Raw genomic sequence first — 16792 nt, forward strand, 5'->3', positions numbered from 1 at the left:
AATGAAACGGACATTTAGGTACGTAAGTGCCATGAGCAGGGAAGCGAGCTGCGGACGAGGACATGCGCCAGGCCCGAATCCACCACCACGAGCCCCGGCCGCGATGGCAGCTCACCACACCGCTCTCCGCCCTGTGGGCGCCGGTGCGCCGCACCGCGGACCAACCGTCCGGAACCAGGGGCGTCCGCCGGCACTACGCACATGGCGCACCGGTTCTGATCATCGCCGTCGTCGCATTTCTCGCCCTCGCCGGCGACACCGGTATGAGCTGGCTGCCGCTGCTCGCCGTCGGCCCCGCGCTGGCCGCCGCGACCAGCGGGCCATGGGGAGTGCTGCGCATCGGTGCCCTGGCGGTGGCGCTGGGCGCGGTGTTCGGTGTGCATGGCGGTGTGCCGGGGACCGAGCAGGCAATCGTGCTGTCCGCACTGACCGCCGTGACGTTGGCCAGCGCCCTGGCCAGCGCCCTTCGCAGGCGCCGCGAACAGGTGCTGGCCGCCGTCCGTTCGGTGGCCGAAGCCGCCCAGCACGCCTTTCTCAAGCCGGTGCCGTCGACCGTCGGGCCGTTCCAGACGGCGGTCCACTACAGCGCCGCCGCAGCCGAGGCGCGGATCGGCGGCGACCTCTATGCGCTGGTGTCCACGCCGTACGGGGTGCGGCTCATCGTGGGCGATGTACGCGGCAAGGGGCTGCCGGCGGTAGGGGTGGCCGCCCTGGTGCTGGGCGTGTTCCGGGAGGCCGCCTACGACGAGCCGGATCTCCTGGATGTGGTGCACCGAATCGAGCGGAGCCTGGCGCGCAACCTCGGTCCGGACGACTTCGTCACGGCCGTGCTCGCCGGCTACCCCGAGGACGGCCGCATGGAGCTGGTCAACTGCGGGCACGCCGCTCCGCTGCTGGTCCATGATTCCGGCATCCTGCCGGTCGAGCCCGTCCATCCGGCACCGCCGCTCGGACTGCGGTCCCTCTCGGGCGAGTCGCCGGGTCTCCAGCATGTGACGCTGGCGGACGGGCATCAGATGCTCTTCTACACCGACGGGGTCACCGAGGCCCGCGACCACGAGCGGGCGTTCTACCCGCTCGGGGAACGGCTGGCCCAGCACCTGTCGGAGGAGCCGTCCCGCACCCTCGCCGCGCTCCATGACGATCTGCTCGCGCACGTGGGCGGCGAGCTGCATGACGACGCCGCGATGCTGCTCCTGCGGAAGCCGGCCGGCACCGCCCCGGCGGCCTCGACCGGACCGGCGCGGCCGACGGGCCGCAGCAACCGGTGCGCCTCTCCTCCGGTGGGTGCTGCCGAATAAAGCGCAAGTAGCCGTGCAAGATGGCCCCGGGCCGGTCAGTTGGGCCGTACGTCCGTCGTGCCCGACGCGGTCCGGCCGGACCGGCGGAAGACCCGTCGCGCCGGTCCGTCGGACGCGAGCCGCCGGTCACCGCCGTCCGGCCGGATCAAGCAACCCAGCAAGGAGCGCCTCTTATGTCGAAACCACCGCTTCCCGATGCGGCAGTCGCCGTATTGGCCAAGGTGAATCCGGCGGTCATCACGACACTGCGGTCGGACGGCCAGCCGGTCTCCACGGCCACCTGGTACCTCTGGGATCACGGCCAGGTCCTGGTCAACATGGACGAGGGCCGCAAACGGCTGACACACATCCGCCGTGACCCCCGGGTCAGCCTCACCGTGCTGGACGAAGGCAACTGGTACACCCACCTCAGCCTGATCGGTCGCGTCGCCGACATCACTGCGGACGAGGACCTCGCCGATATCGACCGGCTGGCGCAGCGCTACCTCGGCAAGCCGTACCCGCAGCGGGACCGCCGCCGGGTCAGCGCCTGGATCGAGATCGACCGCTGGCACGGCTGGGGCGCGATGAAGGACAGCGACCAGGCCGGCTGACGACGCCGGACCTCAGCCCTCGGCCAGGAGTCGCTTGCGGAGCGTGGTGCAGGCGCGGGTCAGAAGGCGGGAGACATGCATCTGGGAGAGGCCGAGTTCCTCGCCGATCTCTGCCTGCGTCATTTCCGCCCCGAAGCGCAGCTGGAGGAGGGTGCGGTCCCGGTCGTCCAGATCGGCCAGGTGCGGCTTGAGGGCCTGGATGTCTTCGGCCAGCGCGAGAGCGGGGTCCTCGGTGCCGATGAGGTCGGCGACCAGTCCGGTCTGCTGCTTTCCGCCGCCGGCCTGGATGGGCCGGTCGATGGAGTCGCTGTCATAGCCATTGGAGGCCACAAGTCCCTCGGCCACCTCATCCTCCGTCAGATCGAGGTGGGCGGCGAGGTCGGCGGCGGTCGGTTCGTGGATGCCCTCGCACTCCAGCTCCTCCCGGGCGCGGGCCAGGTCGATACGGAGTTCCTGCAGCCGCCGGGGCACGCGCACCGACCAGGTCGTGTCGCGGAAGAACCGCTTGATCTCGCCCTGGATGTACGGGACGGCCAGCGTGGTGAACTCCACGTCGCGGGAGGAGTCATAACGGTCGATCGCCTTGATCAGACCGATCGTGCCGACCTGCAGGACGTCCTCCATGGATTCCCTGCGGCTGGAGAAGCGGCGCGCGACATAGCGCACCAGGGAGAGGTTCATCTCGATCAGGGTGTTCCGCACGTACTGGTACTCGCTCGTCCCCTCCTCGAGCTCGTCCAGCCTCAGCAGGAACCGCTTGGACAACTCCCGTGCGTCGGCGGGGGCGACGCGCTGCGGGGCCTGGATCTTCGGCAGCGCCCTCGGGGCCTGTGCGGCACACCGCTTCGCCGTGGCCTTCGGGTTCCTTTCTGCCGTCAACGTGCTGTTGCTCGTCATGCTCTGGCTCCTCCTCTTGCCGAGCCCCCGTCGGTCGGTCCCCTACCCGGCGCTGCCGTCGGTATGTCCCTACATCTGGACGACGCTTGGGGATCGGGGCCGGACGGACTCCGGTCCGTCGACGGTCCGGCAGTTCCTCTTCGCAGCCTGAACACGCCCTGGATCTGGGGGAGTTCGGCACCAGGACGCGCCTGCGGGGCGGGGCGCGCGTCCGGGTCGGGCCGCCCGGCGACGTTAATCCGCTTGCCTGCGGGGCGGCGCCGTGGCAGCATTCTTAATGCAACTTTTGTAGCACTAGTGATGTCCGGATAAGGAAGAGCCCCAGTCATGTCGCCCCGTGCCGCCTCGTTCCAGCGGTTCCCCGTCTCCGACTCCGGCGCGGGTCCGTACGCCCTCACTCCCGGCCCCGATCGCGCACTGTGGTGCACCCTGGTCCACGCCGGGCAGATCGTCCGCCTGACTCCGGACGGTCAACTCGCCTGCCACCAGCTCGACTCCGCGACCTGCGGCCCGACCGTCATCACCTCCGGCCCCGATGGCGCGTTGTGGTTCGCCCGGAGTCAGGACCATCGGATCGGACGGATCACGGTCACCGGAGAGGCGACCTCGTTCCCCCTTCCGACTCCGGCCAGTGGGCCGTTCGGCATGGTGTCCGCCCCCGACGGAGCACTGTGGTTCACCCAGCTGCACGCCGACCGCATCGGCCGGATCACCACGGACGGCCAGGTGACGGAGTTTCCGCTGCCCGTCAGCGGCGCGTTCGCCTCGGCCCTCACCACCGGCCCCGATGACGCCCTGTGGTTCACCCTCAATCAAGCGCACGCGATCGGCCGTATCAGCCTCCGCGGAGAGATAACCCTCTATCCCCTGCCGACCGAGAACGCCGCACCGGTCGGCATCACCTGCGGCGCGGACGGCGCCCTCTGGTTCGTCGAGATCGGCGCCGGCCGGATCGGCCGGATCTCGACGGACGGCCGGATCGAGGAGTTCCCCCTCACGGACCCCGCATCCCGGCCGCATGCGATCGTCGCGGGCCCGGACGGAGGCTGCTGGTTCACCGAATGGGGAGCCAACCGCATCGGCTGCATCACTCCGGACGGCCGTATCGAGGAATTCGACCTGCCGACCCCCTCATCGGAACCGCACGGTCTGGCATTCGGGCCGGACGGCGCCCTCTATGTGGCACTGGAGATAGGAGAGGTGGTCCGGATGGTTCCCTGACCGCTCGTGACCCGAGTGGCTGCGCGCAGCCCGACGGCCGTTCGGCACGCGTCAAGAATCTGCGCTCCGAGGTGTCGCTCTCGTGCCTCCCCGCGGTGTCGCTCCGGGCGAACTCCGTCTCGGTGTCACCATCGACAGCACACGCACCGCCACAGGGTGCGCCGGCGACCGGCGGTGCGACGAAGGGACAGCCCACAGGGCGCACGGCTCGGCGAGCCGGGGCCCGAGGAAAGGTGCCTGAATGAGCAGTCCAGCGGCCCGCGGACGGATGCTGGGTGATCTGATTGCTGCCAGCCATGTGGTCACACTCGATCAGATCCCGGACATGGTCGCCAAGCATGCGGCCCGGGTCGGCTGGCAGGAGGTTCTGATCTACCTGGCCGATCTCCAGCAGGATGTGCTGTGCCTGCTCGCGGGCCAGGAGTCCGGGGCCGGCGGCGGGGCGGAGACCGTCCCCGATGAGCTGCGGATCGAGGGCACCCTCGCGGGGCGTGCCTTCCAGACGGGGAGCATCGTCGCCGGCGCCGCCTCCGAAGGCGGGGTCTGGTGGGTGCCGTTGCTCGACGGCACCGAGCGTCTGGGAGTGCTGCGGGCCACCGCGGCCCCCGATACGGAATGGGACGCGCAAGCGGCCCAGGACCTGCGCAATCTTGCCGGGCTGCTCGCATTGATGGTGGTCAGCAAGCGCGGGACGAGCGATACGTACGCACGGCTCGTACGGCGCCGGCGGATGAACATCGCCGCGGAGATGGAGTGGCGCGTGATGCCACCGCGGACCTTCGCCACCGGCCGGGTGCTGATCAGTGCGGTGATGGAGCCCGCTTACGAGGTCAGTGGCGATGTCTTCGACTACGCCGTCGCCCGTGACATCGTGCACCTCGCGCTCTTCGACGCCATGGGCCATGACACCGCCGCCGGGCTGACCGCGAACCTCGCGGTCGCCGCCAGCCGCAACCACCGTCGGCAGGGCTCCGGGCTCCTGCCGACGGCCGAAGCCGTGGAACGCATCCTCGCGGAGCAGTTCGACACCAACCGCTTCGCCACGGGCGTCCTGGCCGAGCTGAACACCGAGACCGGAGTCCTCATCTGGACCAGCCTCGGACACCCCCCACCGGTCATCATCCGCAACGGACGCACCGCCCTGAGCCTGCCCTGCTCACCCGCACCTCCCATGGGCACCGGCCTGGGCCTGCCGCCCTCCCTCTGCCGGGATCAGCTGGAGCCCGGTGACCGCCTGCTGCTCTACAGCGACGGCATCACCGAGGCCCGCAACAGCGAAGGCCGGGAGTTCGGCCTGCCCAGCTTCACCGACTTCCTCATCCAGCACCACGCCGACGGGCTGCCGGTGCCCGAGACACTGCGCCGCCTGATGAGACGTCACCTCGCGTACCACGATGGGCGGCTGAACGACGACGCCACCGTGCTGCTGCTGGAGTGGAGTGGCCCCACCCCCTACCGCCCGGCCCACGTCGAAGCCCTCGCCGGCCTGCCCGAACACACCACCCCCGCCACCGCCCTGCCCGCCCGCTGGACAAAGCCCGGCGCCGAGGAGCCGTGAGTGTCCGGGCGTATGGTCAGTCGCGGTGCGTGGCAGCAGCCGCCCGGGCGGGACGCGGCCGGGGCCGGGGCCGGGGCCGGGGCCGGACCGTCACCCGGCGGCGGAAGCTCTGCACGGTCGGAGCAGAGGAACCGTACGCTGCGAGGCAGGCATCACCGGCAGACTCTCCATACGCGCCGCACTCCCCGCCGCCTCCCCGCCCCACGACAGGAGCCCACCCCGCATGACCGAGACCGACCAGAACACGCCGGCCGCGCGAGCCGTCTACCGTGCGCAGGCCTTCGTCCGGCATGGCCGCTGGCACCTCGAAGTCGCCAGCCTCGACCGCGAACCCGACACCGGCGACACCGAAGCCCTGCTCGTCACCCTCTGGCCGGTCGGGGAGACCCCCGAGGGCAGCGGCTTCCCGGCCGACTCACTCCGCGCGCAGCTGCTCGACAACGGCTTCGCCCTGGCCGACCCCGGCCAGGGCACCGGCGGCTGGACGCCCACCGGCGACCGGGACCGTTACACCACCGCGTGCTACCAAACGGACGAGACGACAGCCTGACCCACTGCGGGAAGCACCGGAGGGGCGGGATCCGCTGCGGGCCCGCCCCTCCGGCTCGTTCTTCGAAGGGTCAGCCGGTCTGCAGGGCCGCGTCGTCGAGGACGAAGCTGCTCTGGAGGCTGGCGTCCTCGGTGGCGGTGAAGGTGAGGGTGATCCGCTGTCCGATGTAGGGGCTCAGGTCCAGGGCGCGCTGGGTGTAGCCGGCGGCTGCGTCGGTGTTGGTGAGGGTCGTCAGGGTGGTGCTGCCCACCTTGACCTTGAAGGTGTCGTAGGCGGCGGAGCCGGTCTCATCGGTGTCGATGTGCAGCCAGTAGGTCAAGGTGGCCTTGCGGCATCCGGCGGGCACGGTCACCGATTGGCTGAGGGTGTCGGTGGCCGAGGAACCGTAGCCGCCGAGCCAGGCGAATCTGCTGCCGCCGTGGGCGGACTGGCCGGTGTGGGCACCGATGGTGCCGGTGTCGCCCGTCCAGGGCGTGGTGCCGCTCTCGAAACCGCCGTTGGTGAGGAGCTGTTGGCCGGTGCAGCCGCCGGCTCCCTTGACCGTCAGGGTGTAGGTCGTGGTGTGGGTGACGGACCCGGTGCCGGTGACGGTGAGGGGGTAGGTGCCCGGCGCGGTGGCCGAGGTCGTGGCGACGGTCATGGTGGAGCCGGCGCCGGAGGTCACCGAGGAGGGGCTGAAGGAGACGGTCACCCCGGCCGGTGCGCCGGACGCCGACAAGTTGACGGACTGGGCGGACCCGCTGGTGGTGGCCGTGGAAACGGCGCTGGTGGCCGACGCACCCGGGTCGACGCTGCCGGCCGTGGGGCTGGTCGTCAGCGAGAAGTCGTTCGCCGGGGTGGAGGAGGTGACGGCGAGCTGCCACAGCGTGGAGGCGATGCCGTCGACGCTGCGGTTGAGTCCGGTGGCGTTGATGTTGCCGGTGGTGTCGCAGGACTGGTGGTAGCAGGAGTCATAGGCGCGGTTCGCGGTGCCACCCCATTTGGCCGCCTGCGCCGTGGTCTTCCGGGCGCTTGCGCCCATCGCATAGCCGGAGGTCGCGATGCCTGCCTGCTCGAAGGAGTAGTCGTCGGAGCGGCCGGCGCCCTCGGTGTTCTCCTCCGGCTGGAGGCCCAGCGAGTCCCAGTAGGCCTTCATCGGCTGGGCCGCGGCGGAGCCGATGTGGTTGATGAAGTAGCCGCCGTTGGTCGAGGCGATCATGTCGAAGTTGTAGTACGCCTTGATCTTTGCGCGCTCGGCGGAGGAGAGGGAGTTGACGTAGAAGTCGGAGCCGTTGAGGCCCTGTTCCTCGTCCGTCCACCAGCCGAAGCGGACGCGGGCCGCCATGGCGGGGTGCTGCTCGGCGAGGGTCAGTGCCGTCTCCAGCAGTGCGGCCGAGCCGGAGCCGTTGTCGTTGATGCCCGGGCCGGCGCCGACGCTGTCGAGGTGGGAGCCGAACATGTACACCTTGGTGGCGTCGCCCTGCGGCCATTCGGCGATCAGGTTGGGGCCGGCACCGAAGGCGCAACCGGAGGTGCAGGGCTGCTCGGTGACGGTGTAACCGGCCGCCTGGAGCTTGCCCTTCACGTAGGCGACGGAGTCCCGGTAGCCCTGTCCGCTGGATTTTCGGGTGCCGCCGTTGCGCGTCGCGATGCTGTTCAGCTCGGTGAGGTGGGCCTGGACCTTGGCCACATCGATGTCCGGGGCGTCGCTGAGCGCGGTGCGGACGGCAGCGGGATGTGCCTGCCGTACGGCGGGAGGCTGCCCGACCCGGTCGGCGGCGGAGATCGTGCGGGACTGCGGAGCGGGGGGCGGGTCCGCCAGGGGCGCGGCGGCTGCGGGAAGGACGGTCGCTCCGAGGGTGACGGCCAGGGATATGCCGGCCACCACGAGTCTTCGTATCACCATGGCTCCTTGAGGGGGTAGGGAGTGCTACCGACGGAGGTTCTGGTGGAACGCCGGGCCGCGTACGCCGTACCGTCCTGCCGGCTCCGACGACGTGGTGCACTGCGGGCGGGAAAGGCGGCATGTCCATGACCCGGGCAGCCGCACCATCACACCGCGACAGTGCGGCGTCAAGGGATGTCTCTGAGCAGAGCGGTGTTTGTCGAAAAATGTCAGGCGACGCCCGATATCCGGGCACTCTCCGCCGTCTTGGCGACGCTCCCGCTCCCTGCACCCGCGCCACCCGCGGTGGCGGCCTCGGGCCGGTCGCTGCCGGCGGCCCCGGACGAGGACAGCCCCCGCACCGGCTCGTGGCCGGCGCGGGGGCTGTCGGTGCGGTGACGGAGCCGGCTAGAGGAAGCTGACGTTCTGGGCGAGGGCCAGCCGGCTGGAGTAGTTGATGGTGTTGGTGGCGGACCGCATATACGCGCGCCAGGCGTCGGAGCCGGACTCGCGGCCGCCACCGGTTTCCTTCTCCCCGCCGAAGGCGCCGCCGATCTCGGCTCCGGAGGTGCCGATGTTGACGTTGGCGATACCGCAGTCGGAGCCTTCCGCGGACAGGAAGAGCTCGGCCTCCTGCTGGTCACGGGTGAAGATGCTGGACGAGAGGCCCTGCGGGACATCGTTGTGCAGGGCGATGGCCTCGTCGAGGGTGTCGTAGGTCAGCACGTACAGGAGGGGCGCGAAGGTCTCTTCGCGGACGACCTCGGTCTGTGCATCGACGCGGACGAGGACCGGTTCGACGTAACTGGCCCGGGGCGCGGCCTCGGTGAGGCGCCGGTTGCCGCCCGCGAGGATCTTGCCGCCCTCGGCCTGCGCCCGGGTCAGCGCGTCCTGCATGGTCTCCAGGGCCTGGGCGGAGATGAGCGGGCCGACGAGGGTGGTTTCGTCGAAGGGGTCGCCGATGGGGAGCTTCCGGTAGGCGGCGGTGAGGCGGGCAAGGAGGGTGTCGGCGATGTCGCGGTGCACGATGAGCCGGCGCAGGGTGGTGCAGCGCTGCCCCGCGGTGCCGGCGGCGGCGAAGACGATGCCCTGCACGGCGAGATCGAGATCCGCGGAGGGAGTGACGACGGCCGCGTTGTTGCCGCCGAGTTCGAGCAGGCTGCGGCCGAAGCGGGCCGCGACACGGGGGCCGACCTCGCGTCCCATGCGGGTCGAGCCGGTGGCGCTGACCAGCGCGACGCGGGGATCGTCCACGAGCTGTTCGCCGATGGCGCGGTCACCGAGCAGCAGTCGGTGCACCTCGCGCGGGGCGCCGACCTCCTCGGCGGCCCGGGCGAGCAACCGGTCGCAGGCGAGTGCGATCAGCGAGGTGAGTTCGGACGGCTTCCAGACCACGGTGTCCCCGCAGACCAGGGCGACGGCGGTGTTCCACGACCACACCGCGGCGGGGAAGTTGAACGCGGAGATGACTCCGACCACGCCGAGCGGGTGCCAGGTCTCGGCGAGACGGTGGCCGGGGCGCTCGGAGGCGATCGTACGGCCGTAGAGCTGGCGGGACAGACCGACGGCGAAGTCGCAGATGTCGATCATTTCCTGGACCTCGCCGAGCGCCTCGGAGCGGATCTTGCCCGCTTCGATGGTGATGAGGTCGGCCAGGTCGCCCTTGTGGTCCCGCAGCAACTCCCCCAGCCGCCGTACGAGTTCCCCGCGGCGCGGCGCCGGCGTGGTACGCCAGGTCAGGAACGCCGCACGGGCGTCCGCGATGGCCTGTTCGGTGTCGGCGGCGGTGGCGGCCCGCAGGCCGAAGAGGTCCTCGCCGGTGATCGGGCTGCGGGCGGGGAAGTCGCTGCCTTCCTCGACGGTGACGCCGAGGCGGGCGAGGCCGGCGCGGGCGCGGGCGCGCAGGTCCTCGGTGGTGGGGAGGGCCGTGCTGGACATGGTGCTCCTTCTGGGAGTGAGGGGGTGCGGGTGGCGGATCGTGCGGTTCAGCGGGGTGGCCGGTCCAGCCCGAGTGCTCGGGCGACCTGGGCGAGGGAGCGGTTCTGCTGCTCCTCGTAGAGGTCGAAGGGGTCCAGGACCTCGCGTCCGAGGACGCCGGAGAGCCAGGCGCTGTCGTAGGCGGCGGCCTCCTGGTCGTTGTTCCTGGTGCCTTCCTCGCTGAGGTTGGACTGGAAGATGCCGGCCGCCGAGCGGGGCAGGAAGTCCTCGTAGACGACGGGTTCGGCCCGGACCCAGCCCTGCTCCAGCAGCTCATCGAGGCGCGTGGGCGGACTGCTGCCGTCGCCCGGCCGGTCGGACACGACGTGGTAGGTGAAGTGCGCCAGGCCCTGTGCGGCCAGTTCCCGTTCGGTGTCGGGGAGTTCCTCGGCCCACAGGGCGCGGGCGAGGTCGGCCCGGTCGGTCCCGGGCCGGCGGGCCGCCTCCTCGTCGACGCGGGCGAGCAGCGCGTCATAGCGGGCCCGGCCCTGGCGGGTGAGCGCGATGCCGCGGGCTTCGACCTCACCGAAGCGCACCCGCAGGGCACCGCTGATCACCTCGCCGTCCGGGGTGCGCAGGGCGCGGGGCTCGGCCAGGGCGCGGAAGGAGGTCTGGCGCAGCAGGACATCGGGGCCCTGCCAGCGGGGTGGCCCCTGGATGGTGTCGATCATCTCGATGCCGCGCTCGGTCATCCGCCGGTAGAGCTCGTCGATGTCCAGGACGCGCGGGGTGAGGTGGTTGATGTGGGTGCTGCGTACGCCCCCGATGTCCGCGGCGACGGCGGAGACCCGCTCCAGGGTTTCGTACCACGCCCGGTCCACCGGCTCCGGCGACAACTCGAAGGCATGCACGGCGAGTTGGAGGAACCGTTCGGCGTCCGCTTCGGGCAGTTCCCCGGCGGCCTCCGCGCGGTCGGCGAGGTCCAGCAGCTCCGGGGGGAAGAGCTGGCGGCCGGCGAGGAAGTTCTCCAGGCGGGCGCGCAGGTCGGCGTCGAAGAAGCGGGGGTCCGCGGGGGTGAGCAGGGAGGTGAAGACGCGGAATGGGTTGCGGGCCAGTTCCGCGCCGTCGACGGGGCGGAAGGCGGTCGACACGACGGGGACCGCGCTGGCGGCGGCTTCGCGCAGGTCGTAGAAGCCGACCGGGTGCATGCCCAGGGCGCCGAAGATGCGGGCGACCTGCTGGAGTTCAGCGGGGGTGCCGACGCGGATGGCGCCGTGGCGCTCCGCGGTGACCCGGCCGATGGATCCCAGCCGCTCGGCGTCCGCGCCCTGCGCGCGCAGCACGTCCTCGTTGACCTCGCGCGAGACGTCCACGAGCGTGGTGTAGGCGGGCACTTCCCGCCCGTACATGTCCGAGAGCCGCTGCGCGAAGGCGGCGCGGAGTTGCCACTGGCTGATCATCGAGAGGTCGTCCTTCCGTCGGGGATTCACACCACATGGATTTCCGGGCGGACCGCGGCACCGGTCGTGAAGCGGTCGGCGCTGAACGGGGTCACGTCGACGAACGGTGCGCGCTCCAGGTGCAGGTCGCGCATGATCTCGCCGACCGCGGGGGCCTGCAGAAATCCGTGGCCGGAAAAGCCGGTGGCGTACAGGAAGTTGCGCACCGTGCCGGAGCGTCCGATCAGCGCATTGCGGTCGGGGGTGACCTCGTACAGTCCGGCCCAGCCGCTGGTGGTCGCCATGTCCGCGAGGGCGGGGGCCCGGTGCCGGGCGGCGGTACGGAACAGTTCGAGCCAGTCCGGTGTCCAGGTGGTGTCGAAGCCCTCGGCCTGGCCGGGGTCGGCGAGGCCGAACAGCAGCCCGTCGTCGCTGTTGTGGAAGTAGGCCGTCGAGGCGAAGTCGATGGTGAAGGGGATACGCGGGGCGGGCGGCGCGAGGGGGGCGGTGAAGGCGAGCTGGCGGCGGACCGGGCGCACCGGGAGGTGCACACCCGCCATGTCGCCGATCTCCGCAGACCAGGCGCCGGCGGCGCAGATGACCGTGGCGCAGGAGATCCGGCCGTGCGCGGTGTGGACGGCCGTGACCCGGTCGCCGGTGGTGTCGAGGCCGGTGACGGCGGTGTGCGTGGCGAAGACGGTGCCGGCCCGGGCGGCGGCGCGGGCATAGCCCTGGACCGCGAGTCCGGGCCGGGCGTGGCCGTCGTCCGGGGAGTAGGCGGCGGCCACCAGTCCGTCGGTGCTGACGTAGGGGCAGAGCTGTTGTGCCTCGCGGGGGCCGATCATGCGGCTGGGGACCCCGAGCTCGTTCTGGACCCGGACGCACGTCTCGAAGTCCGCGGCCTGCTCGGCGCTGGTGAGCAGGAAGAGGTAGCCGACCTCGTCCAGCCGGACGTCGGCCCCGGGCCGCTGCCCGAAGTCCCGCCAGGCGCACAGACTCCGGCTGCCCAGTGCGATGTTGAGCGGGTCGGAGAACTGGGCCCGGACCCCGCCGATCGGCTTGCCCGAGCTGCCGCTGCCCAGCTCGCCGCGCTCGATGACGACGATCCGGCGCACCCCGGCCTCGGCCAGGTGGAAGGCGATGCTGGTGCCCATCACACCGCCGCCGATGATCACGACATCGGCGGTGGACGGCACGGGGCGGGCGCTGGAGGACATGGACAAGAGGCCGATCCCTTCCGGAGGCCGCAGCCCCGCGCCGTGAGGACGGACGGCGCGGGGCCCGGGCGGTCAGTGCGTGGCGAGAAGTGCTGATCAGCCAGGGCCTGTCCGGTGGATCAGGGTCGGAAGGGCCGCGGCTCCCCCAGCTACCGCTGGGAGGTGCCCCCAGGTGTGGTGCATCGCAAGGCGCCGGAGCGTCCTCATAGCGGAGCTATGCGGATGTTTCGGCAACGCCGCGAGGCGCCGCGCCAGGCGTCGCGGACCCGGCCATGATCCACCGGACAGGCCCTAGCTGCCCGTCATCGTGCAGCACGCGAACCATTGACGTCTACGAACAGTTAGTGCGTCCGATCTATTACGATCTCTATATGGATTGGACGAGTGCCCAGCTGCGGTCACTGGTGGAGCTGACCCGGCGTGGCACGATCACCGCGGCGGCACAGGCCCTTGGATACACGCCCGGCGGGGTCTCCCAGCAGATCGCCGCGCTGGAGAAGGCCGCCGGTATGGAACTGCTGCGGCGGGTCGGGCGGCGGGTGGAGCTGACCGATGCCGGCCGGACGTTGGCGTGTCATGCCGAGCGGATCCTGTCCACGGAGGCGGAAGCCGTCGAAGCCCTGGAGCGCACCCGTCAGGAGGTCTCCGGGGTGCTCCAGGTGGGGCTGTTCGCCACGGCAGCCGCCGAGATCCTGCCGCCGGCCCTGCAAGAGGTGCGCCGGGTGCATCCCGGGCTGACGGTGCACAGCCGCGATATGGACGTGGACGAGGTGCAGCGCGCCGTCTCCTCCGGGGCGGTGGATCTGGCGCTCGGCCTGGACTACCCGGATGTGCCCATTCCGCGCGAGCCCGCCGTGCGGGTGCGGCAGCTGTACCGCGAGCGGTTCGCGCTGGCGGTCCCCGCCGGATCGCTGGCCGGACGCGAGGTGGTCGGCCTGGCGGACACCCAGGAGCTGGGCTGGATCCTGCCGTCGCCCGGCAGCTACTACGGCCGGGCGGTGCGCACCGCCTGCCGGCGGGCGGGCATCGAGCCCCGGGTGGAGCACGAGGTGACGGACACGGCGGCCACGCTGGCGCTCGTCGAGGCGGGGATCGGGGTGAGCACGGTGACGGATCTGATGCTGGGCCTGCGGGCGTCCCGGCTCGATGTCGTACGGCTGCGGGAGCGGATCGAGCGGCACATCGTCGTACTGTTCCGTTCCTCCGCCGAGCACCGGCCGACGGTGGCGGCGCTGGTCGAGGTGCTGCGGGCGGTGTCCGGAAACCGACGCGACACCGCCGGATAGCCGGCCGCGAGCAGCGCCGCTCCTCGCCCAACGGCCTTGATTCCAGGGCCAGTTGCCGCGATTTTCCAGGGAAGGTGCGCCCACTGCGCAAGAAGGGCCTCCACTCGCCCTGCGGGCCCCGTCCACCAGCCCTCCTTGCCCTCAGCCACGCAAGTTGTCGCGCTGCGGTCCCTTTTGCCGGGGCGGATCGTGAGTGATGGTTTCAGGCCAGTGGTGACCCACGCCACACGGCGGCCCGTCGTGCTGCCGTTGCCTGAGAGGGAGCGAACGATGTCCCCCGAGCACACCCCGAAATCTCCGCTTCCCGCCGTACTGGGAAGAGGTCCGCAGGGAATCTTCAGGCGCACCCTTCCCCATGAACAGCCCACCGGCGAGCGCATGGTGCGCACCCTGGGCCTCACCCAGCTCACGATGATCGGCATCGGTGCCATTATCGGGGCCGGCATCTTCAGCCTGGCCGCGGCCGTCGCCCGGGATGTCGCCGGTCCCGCGGTGCTCATCTCGTTCCTGGTGGCCGGGGCCGCGTCGCTGTGTGCGGCGTTCGCTTATGCCGAGTTCGCCGGCATGGTGCCGAAAGCCGGCTCGTCCTACACCTACTGCGCCGCGGTTCTGGGGGAGATCGTCGGCTGGATCGTGGGCTGGGACCTGCTCCTGGAGTACACCGCGATCGTCGCCGTCGTGGCGATCGGGATGTCGGGCTATCTGGGATTTCTGCTGGAGGCCGTCGGCATCCATCTCCCGACCTGGGCCCTGGGCGCGCCCGGCACCGGCGACGGCCACCGGATCGATCTGCTGGCGGTCGCGATCTGCCTCGGGGTGGCCTGGCTGCTGACCCGCGGCACCCGCACCTCGGCCCGGGTGGAGACGGTGCTGACCATCGTCAAGATCGCCATCGTGCTGTTGGTGATCGTGGTCGGCTTCACCAAGGTCAAGACCGGCAATCTGCAGCCCTTTGCGCCGTTCGGCCTCGGCGGGGCGTTCACCGGAGCGGCGACAGTCTTCTTCGCCGTCTTCGGTTACGACGCGCTGAGCACCGCCGCGGAGGAGTCACTGGAGGCCCGCCGCAAGCTGCCGAAGGCGATGATGCTGTCGCTGGCGGTCTCCATGGTGCTCTATGTGCTGGTCTGCATCGTGCTCACCGGGATGCAGCACTACACCGAGATCAACCCGGAGAGCGGGATATCCAGCGCCTTCCGGAGCGTGGGGCTGAGCGGGCTGGCCAATGTGATCGCCGTCGGCGCGGTCATCGGCATCGTCACCGTGACCTTCTCCTTCATGATGGGCGCCGCCCGCCTGTGGTACGCGCTCAGCCGGGACGGCCTGATGCCGGCCTGGTTCGGTGCCATCCACCCCAAGCGCAAGGTTCCGCACCGCGCCACCTGGCTGATCGGTGTGGTCTCCGCCGTGCTGGCGGGGGTGCTGCCCATCAACGCGGTGGCCGAACTCACCAATATCGGCGTGCTGCTGGCGTTCGTGGTGGTGTCCGCGTCCGTACTGGTCCTGCGCTACCGCAAGCCCCACCTGAAGCGCGGTTTCCGCTGTCCGGGCATGCCGGTGGTGCCCGTCCTGGGCATGGCGTTCTCCCTGTGGCTGATGTCGTTCCTGCAGTGGGAGACCTGGGTGCGGCTCGGCGGCTGGCTGGTCGTCGGACTGATCATCTACGCCACGTACGGCTATCGCCGCACCCGCACGGTCATGCCGGGCGGGTCGGTGGACCTCGACGCACTGAACGAGATGTCCGACTCCGACGACTCCCCGCCCGTAGCCGCCGTGTGAGGGCCGCGCTCACCCTTCGCTCCTCCCCCGCGAGGGGCGAGCGCTTGTTCCGCACCGGCCGCACCGCGCACCGGGCCGGGTACGCCAGGTGTCCAGGCGGGCGCGTCGTCAACCGTCCACTCCCCGGCGCCCTGACTGCCGGGGAGCCGGGGCACTCACCCGGCTGCCGGGTGGAGATACGGCTCCCCGGCGGGCACCGCGCGCCGCAGAGCGTCGAGCGCGGTCGTGAGCAGCGGATTGCTGTTCTCGCTCCGGTGGAGTGCCATGACGTTACGGTGTGCGGAGCGCTGGGTGAGCCGGGTGGCTTCGATGCCGTCGTCGGGCACATGGCCGAGCGCCGGGACCACGGCCGCCCCGAGGCCCGCGGACACCAGCTCCCGCACCACGGCGTAGTTGTTGCTGCGGAAGGCGACGGCGGCCTCGAACCCGGCGGCCGCGCACAGCCGGACGAACGAGCGGGCCCCGGCGGTGCCCTCCCGGCTGGTGATCCAGCGGGCCCGGGACAGCTGCGGCAGCTGTGCGCTCAGACCGCTGCCGCGGGCCCGGAGCAGGACCAGGTCCTCCCGCAGCAGGTGATGGCGGGTCAGGCCGGCCGGCCACTGCCGGGGGCTGAGCCCGTACTCGTACACCAGCGCCACATCCAGATCGCCGTGGCCCAGGGCGGTGAGCAGTTCCTCGGGTTCGCCCTCCTCCAGCTGGATCTGCGCCCGCGGATGGGTTGCGACGAGCGCGGACAGGGCGGCGGGGACGAGCCGGACGTCGGCCGTGGGGAAGCTGCCCAGCCGCAGCCGGCCGGTGGCGCCGATGGCGAGCTCGTTGACCTGGTGGTCCAGCTCGTCCATGGCGGCCAGCACATGGGCGCTGAGGTCGACCAGGCGGTGTGCCGCGGCGGTAGGACGGATCCCGTGCGCCTCCCGCTCGAACAGCGACAGCCCGGTCTCCTTCTCCAGGGCGGAGATCTGCTGCGAGATGGCGGAGGCGGTGTAGCCGAGGTCGCGGGCGGCGAGGGCGAACGATTCGCTGCGGACGACGGCCTTCAGCGTGAGCAGATGCAGTGGCTTCAGCATCGCGGGCTCCCAGGGACGCAGGAGGGACGAGCATAAGCACCCTTGGCCCTCAAGCGTCAATTGTTTCGTCCTGCTGGGTCTTGTCCGGGTGCCCGGCCGACCCACA

The 16792-nt window shown here is 71.0% G+C and carries 13 protein-coding genes; 7 read left to right on the forward strand and 6 right to left on the reverse strand.

All coding sequences use genetic code 11. The features are described 5' to 3' along the window. Positions 1-62 precede the first annotated feature (62 nt). Positions 63-1301, forward strand: a complete 1239-nt coding sequence (locus CPH93_RS01445; RefSeq protein WP_096211665.1) for a PP2C family protein-serine/threonine phosphatase — start codon at positions 63-65, stop codon at positions 1299-1301. Between the two features lie 173 nt (positions 1302-1474). Continuing rightward, complete coding sequence (locus tag CPH93_RS01450) at positions 1475-1894, forward strand: PPOX class F420-dependent oxidoreductase (protein ID WP_096211666.1); 420 nt, start codon at positions 1475-1477, stop codon at positions 1892-1894. Between the two features lie 12 nt (positions 1895-1906). Here the strand turns inward: CPH93_RS01450 and CPH93_RS01455 are convergent, their stop codons facing one another. Then, entirely contained in the window at positions 1907-2791 is an 885-nt protein-coding gene (locus tag CPH93_RS01455) for a SigB/SigF/SigG family RNA polymerase sigma factor (protein WP_093487953.1), read from the reverse strand. 327 nt (positions 2792-3118) lie between these two features. Here CPH93_RS01455 and CPH93_RS01460 point away from each other — a divergent pair, with 327 nt between their 5' ends. The 3 genes from CPH93_RS01460 to CPH93_RS01470 all read left to right on the forward strand — a co-directional run bounded on the left by CPH93_RS01460 (position 3119) and on the right by CPH93_RS01470 (position 6120). Then, positions 3119-4012: a Vgb family protein gene (locus tag CPH93_RS01460; protein ID WP_096211667.1), complete on the forward strand. Its 894-nt coding sequence runs from the start codon at positions 3119-3121 to the stop codon at positions 4010-4012. Between the two features lie 268 nt (positions 4013-4280). Continuing rightward, entirely contained in the window at positions 4281-5570 is a 1290-nt protein-coding gene (locus CPH93_RS01465; protein ID WP_093649288.1) for a PP2C family protein-serine/threonine phosphatase, read from the forward strand. Positions 5571-5793: 223 nt separating this feature from the next. Next, complete coding sequence (locus tag CPH93_RS01470; RefSeq protein WP_093487946.1) at positions 5794-6120, forward strand: hypothetical protein; 327 nt, start codon at positions 5794-5796, stop codon at positions 6118-6120. Between the two features lie 70 nt (positions 6121-6190). On the opposite strand, the gene CPH93_RS01475 is transcribed toward CPH93_RS01470, so the two are convergent. From CPH93_RS01475 to CPH93_RS01490, 4 genes are all read right to left on the reverse strand, one after another. Next, on the reverse strand, positions 6191-8005 hold the full coding sequence (locus tag CPH93_RS01475) for a M28 family peptidase (RefSeq protein ID WP_096211668.1): 1815 nt from the start codon (positions 8003-8005) through the stop codon (positions 6191-6193). Between the two features lie 387 nt (positions 8006-8392). Continuing rightward, on the reverse strand, positions 8393-9922 hold the full coding sequence (amaB, locus tag CPH93_RS01480; RefSeq protein WP_096211669.1) for an L-piperidine-6-carboxylate dehydrogenase: 1530 nt from the start codon (positions 9920-9922) through the stop codon (positions 8393-8395). A gap of 47 nt (positions 9923-9969) precedes the next feature. Then, positions 9970-11361 (reverse strand): 2-oxoadipate dioxygenase/decarboxylase, encoded by a 1392-nt coding sequence (gene hglS, locus CPH93_RS01485; protein ID WP_096211670.1) that lies wholly within the window; start codon positions 11359-11361, stop codon positions 9970-9972. 26 nt (positions 11362-11387) lie between these two features. Next, positions 11388-12557 (reverse strand): NAD(P)/FAD-dependent oxidoreductase, encoded by a 1170-nt coding sequence (locus CPH93_RS01490; RefSeq protein ID WP_096211671.1) that lies wholly within the window; start codon positions 12555-12557, stop codon positions 11388-11390. A gap of 371 nt (positions 12558-12928) precedes the next feature. Here CPH93_RS01490 and CPH93_RS01500 point away from each other — a divergent pair, with 371 nt between their 5' ends. Both CPH93_RS01500 and CPH93_RS01505 read left to right on the forward strand, forming a co-directional pair. Further along, positions 12929-13843, forward strand: coding sequence for a LysR family transcriptional regulator (locus tag CPH93_RS01500; protein ID WP_093489573.1), 915 nt, complete (start codon positions 12929-12931; stop codon positions 13841-13843). A gap of 378 nt (positions 13844-14221) precedes the next feature. Further along, positions 14222-15619 (forward strand): amino acid permease, encoded by a 1398-nt coding sequence (locus CPH93_RS01505; RefSeq protein WP_173909693.1) that lies wholly within the window; start codon positions 14222-14224, stop codon positions 15617-15619. 155 nt (positions 15620-15774) lie between these two features. On the opposite strand, the gene CPH93_RS01510 is transcribed toward CPH93_RS01505, so the two are convergent. After that, positions 15775-16686, reverse strand: coding sequence for a LysR family transcriptional regulator (locus CPH93_RS01510; protein ID WP_093487932.1), 912 nt, complete (start codon positions 16684-16686; stop codon positions 15775-15777). Positions 16687-16792: the final 106 nt, after the last annotated feature.

The organism is Streptomyces sp. 2323.1 (assembly GCF_900221035.1).
GTDB lineage: Bacteria > Actinomycetota > Actinomycetes > Streptomycetales > Streptomycetaceae > Streptomyces > Streptomyces sioyaensis.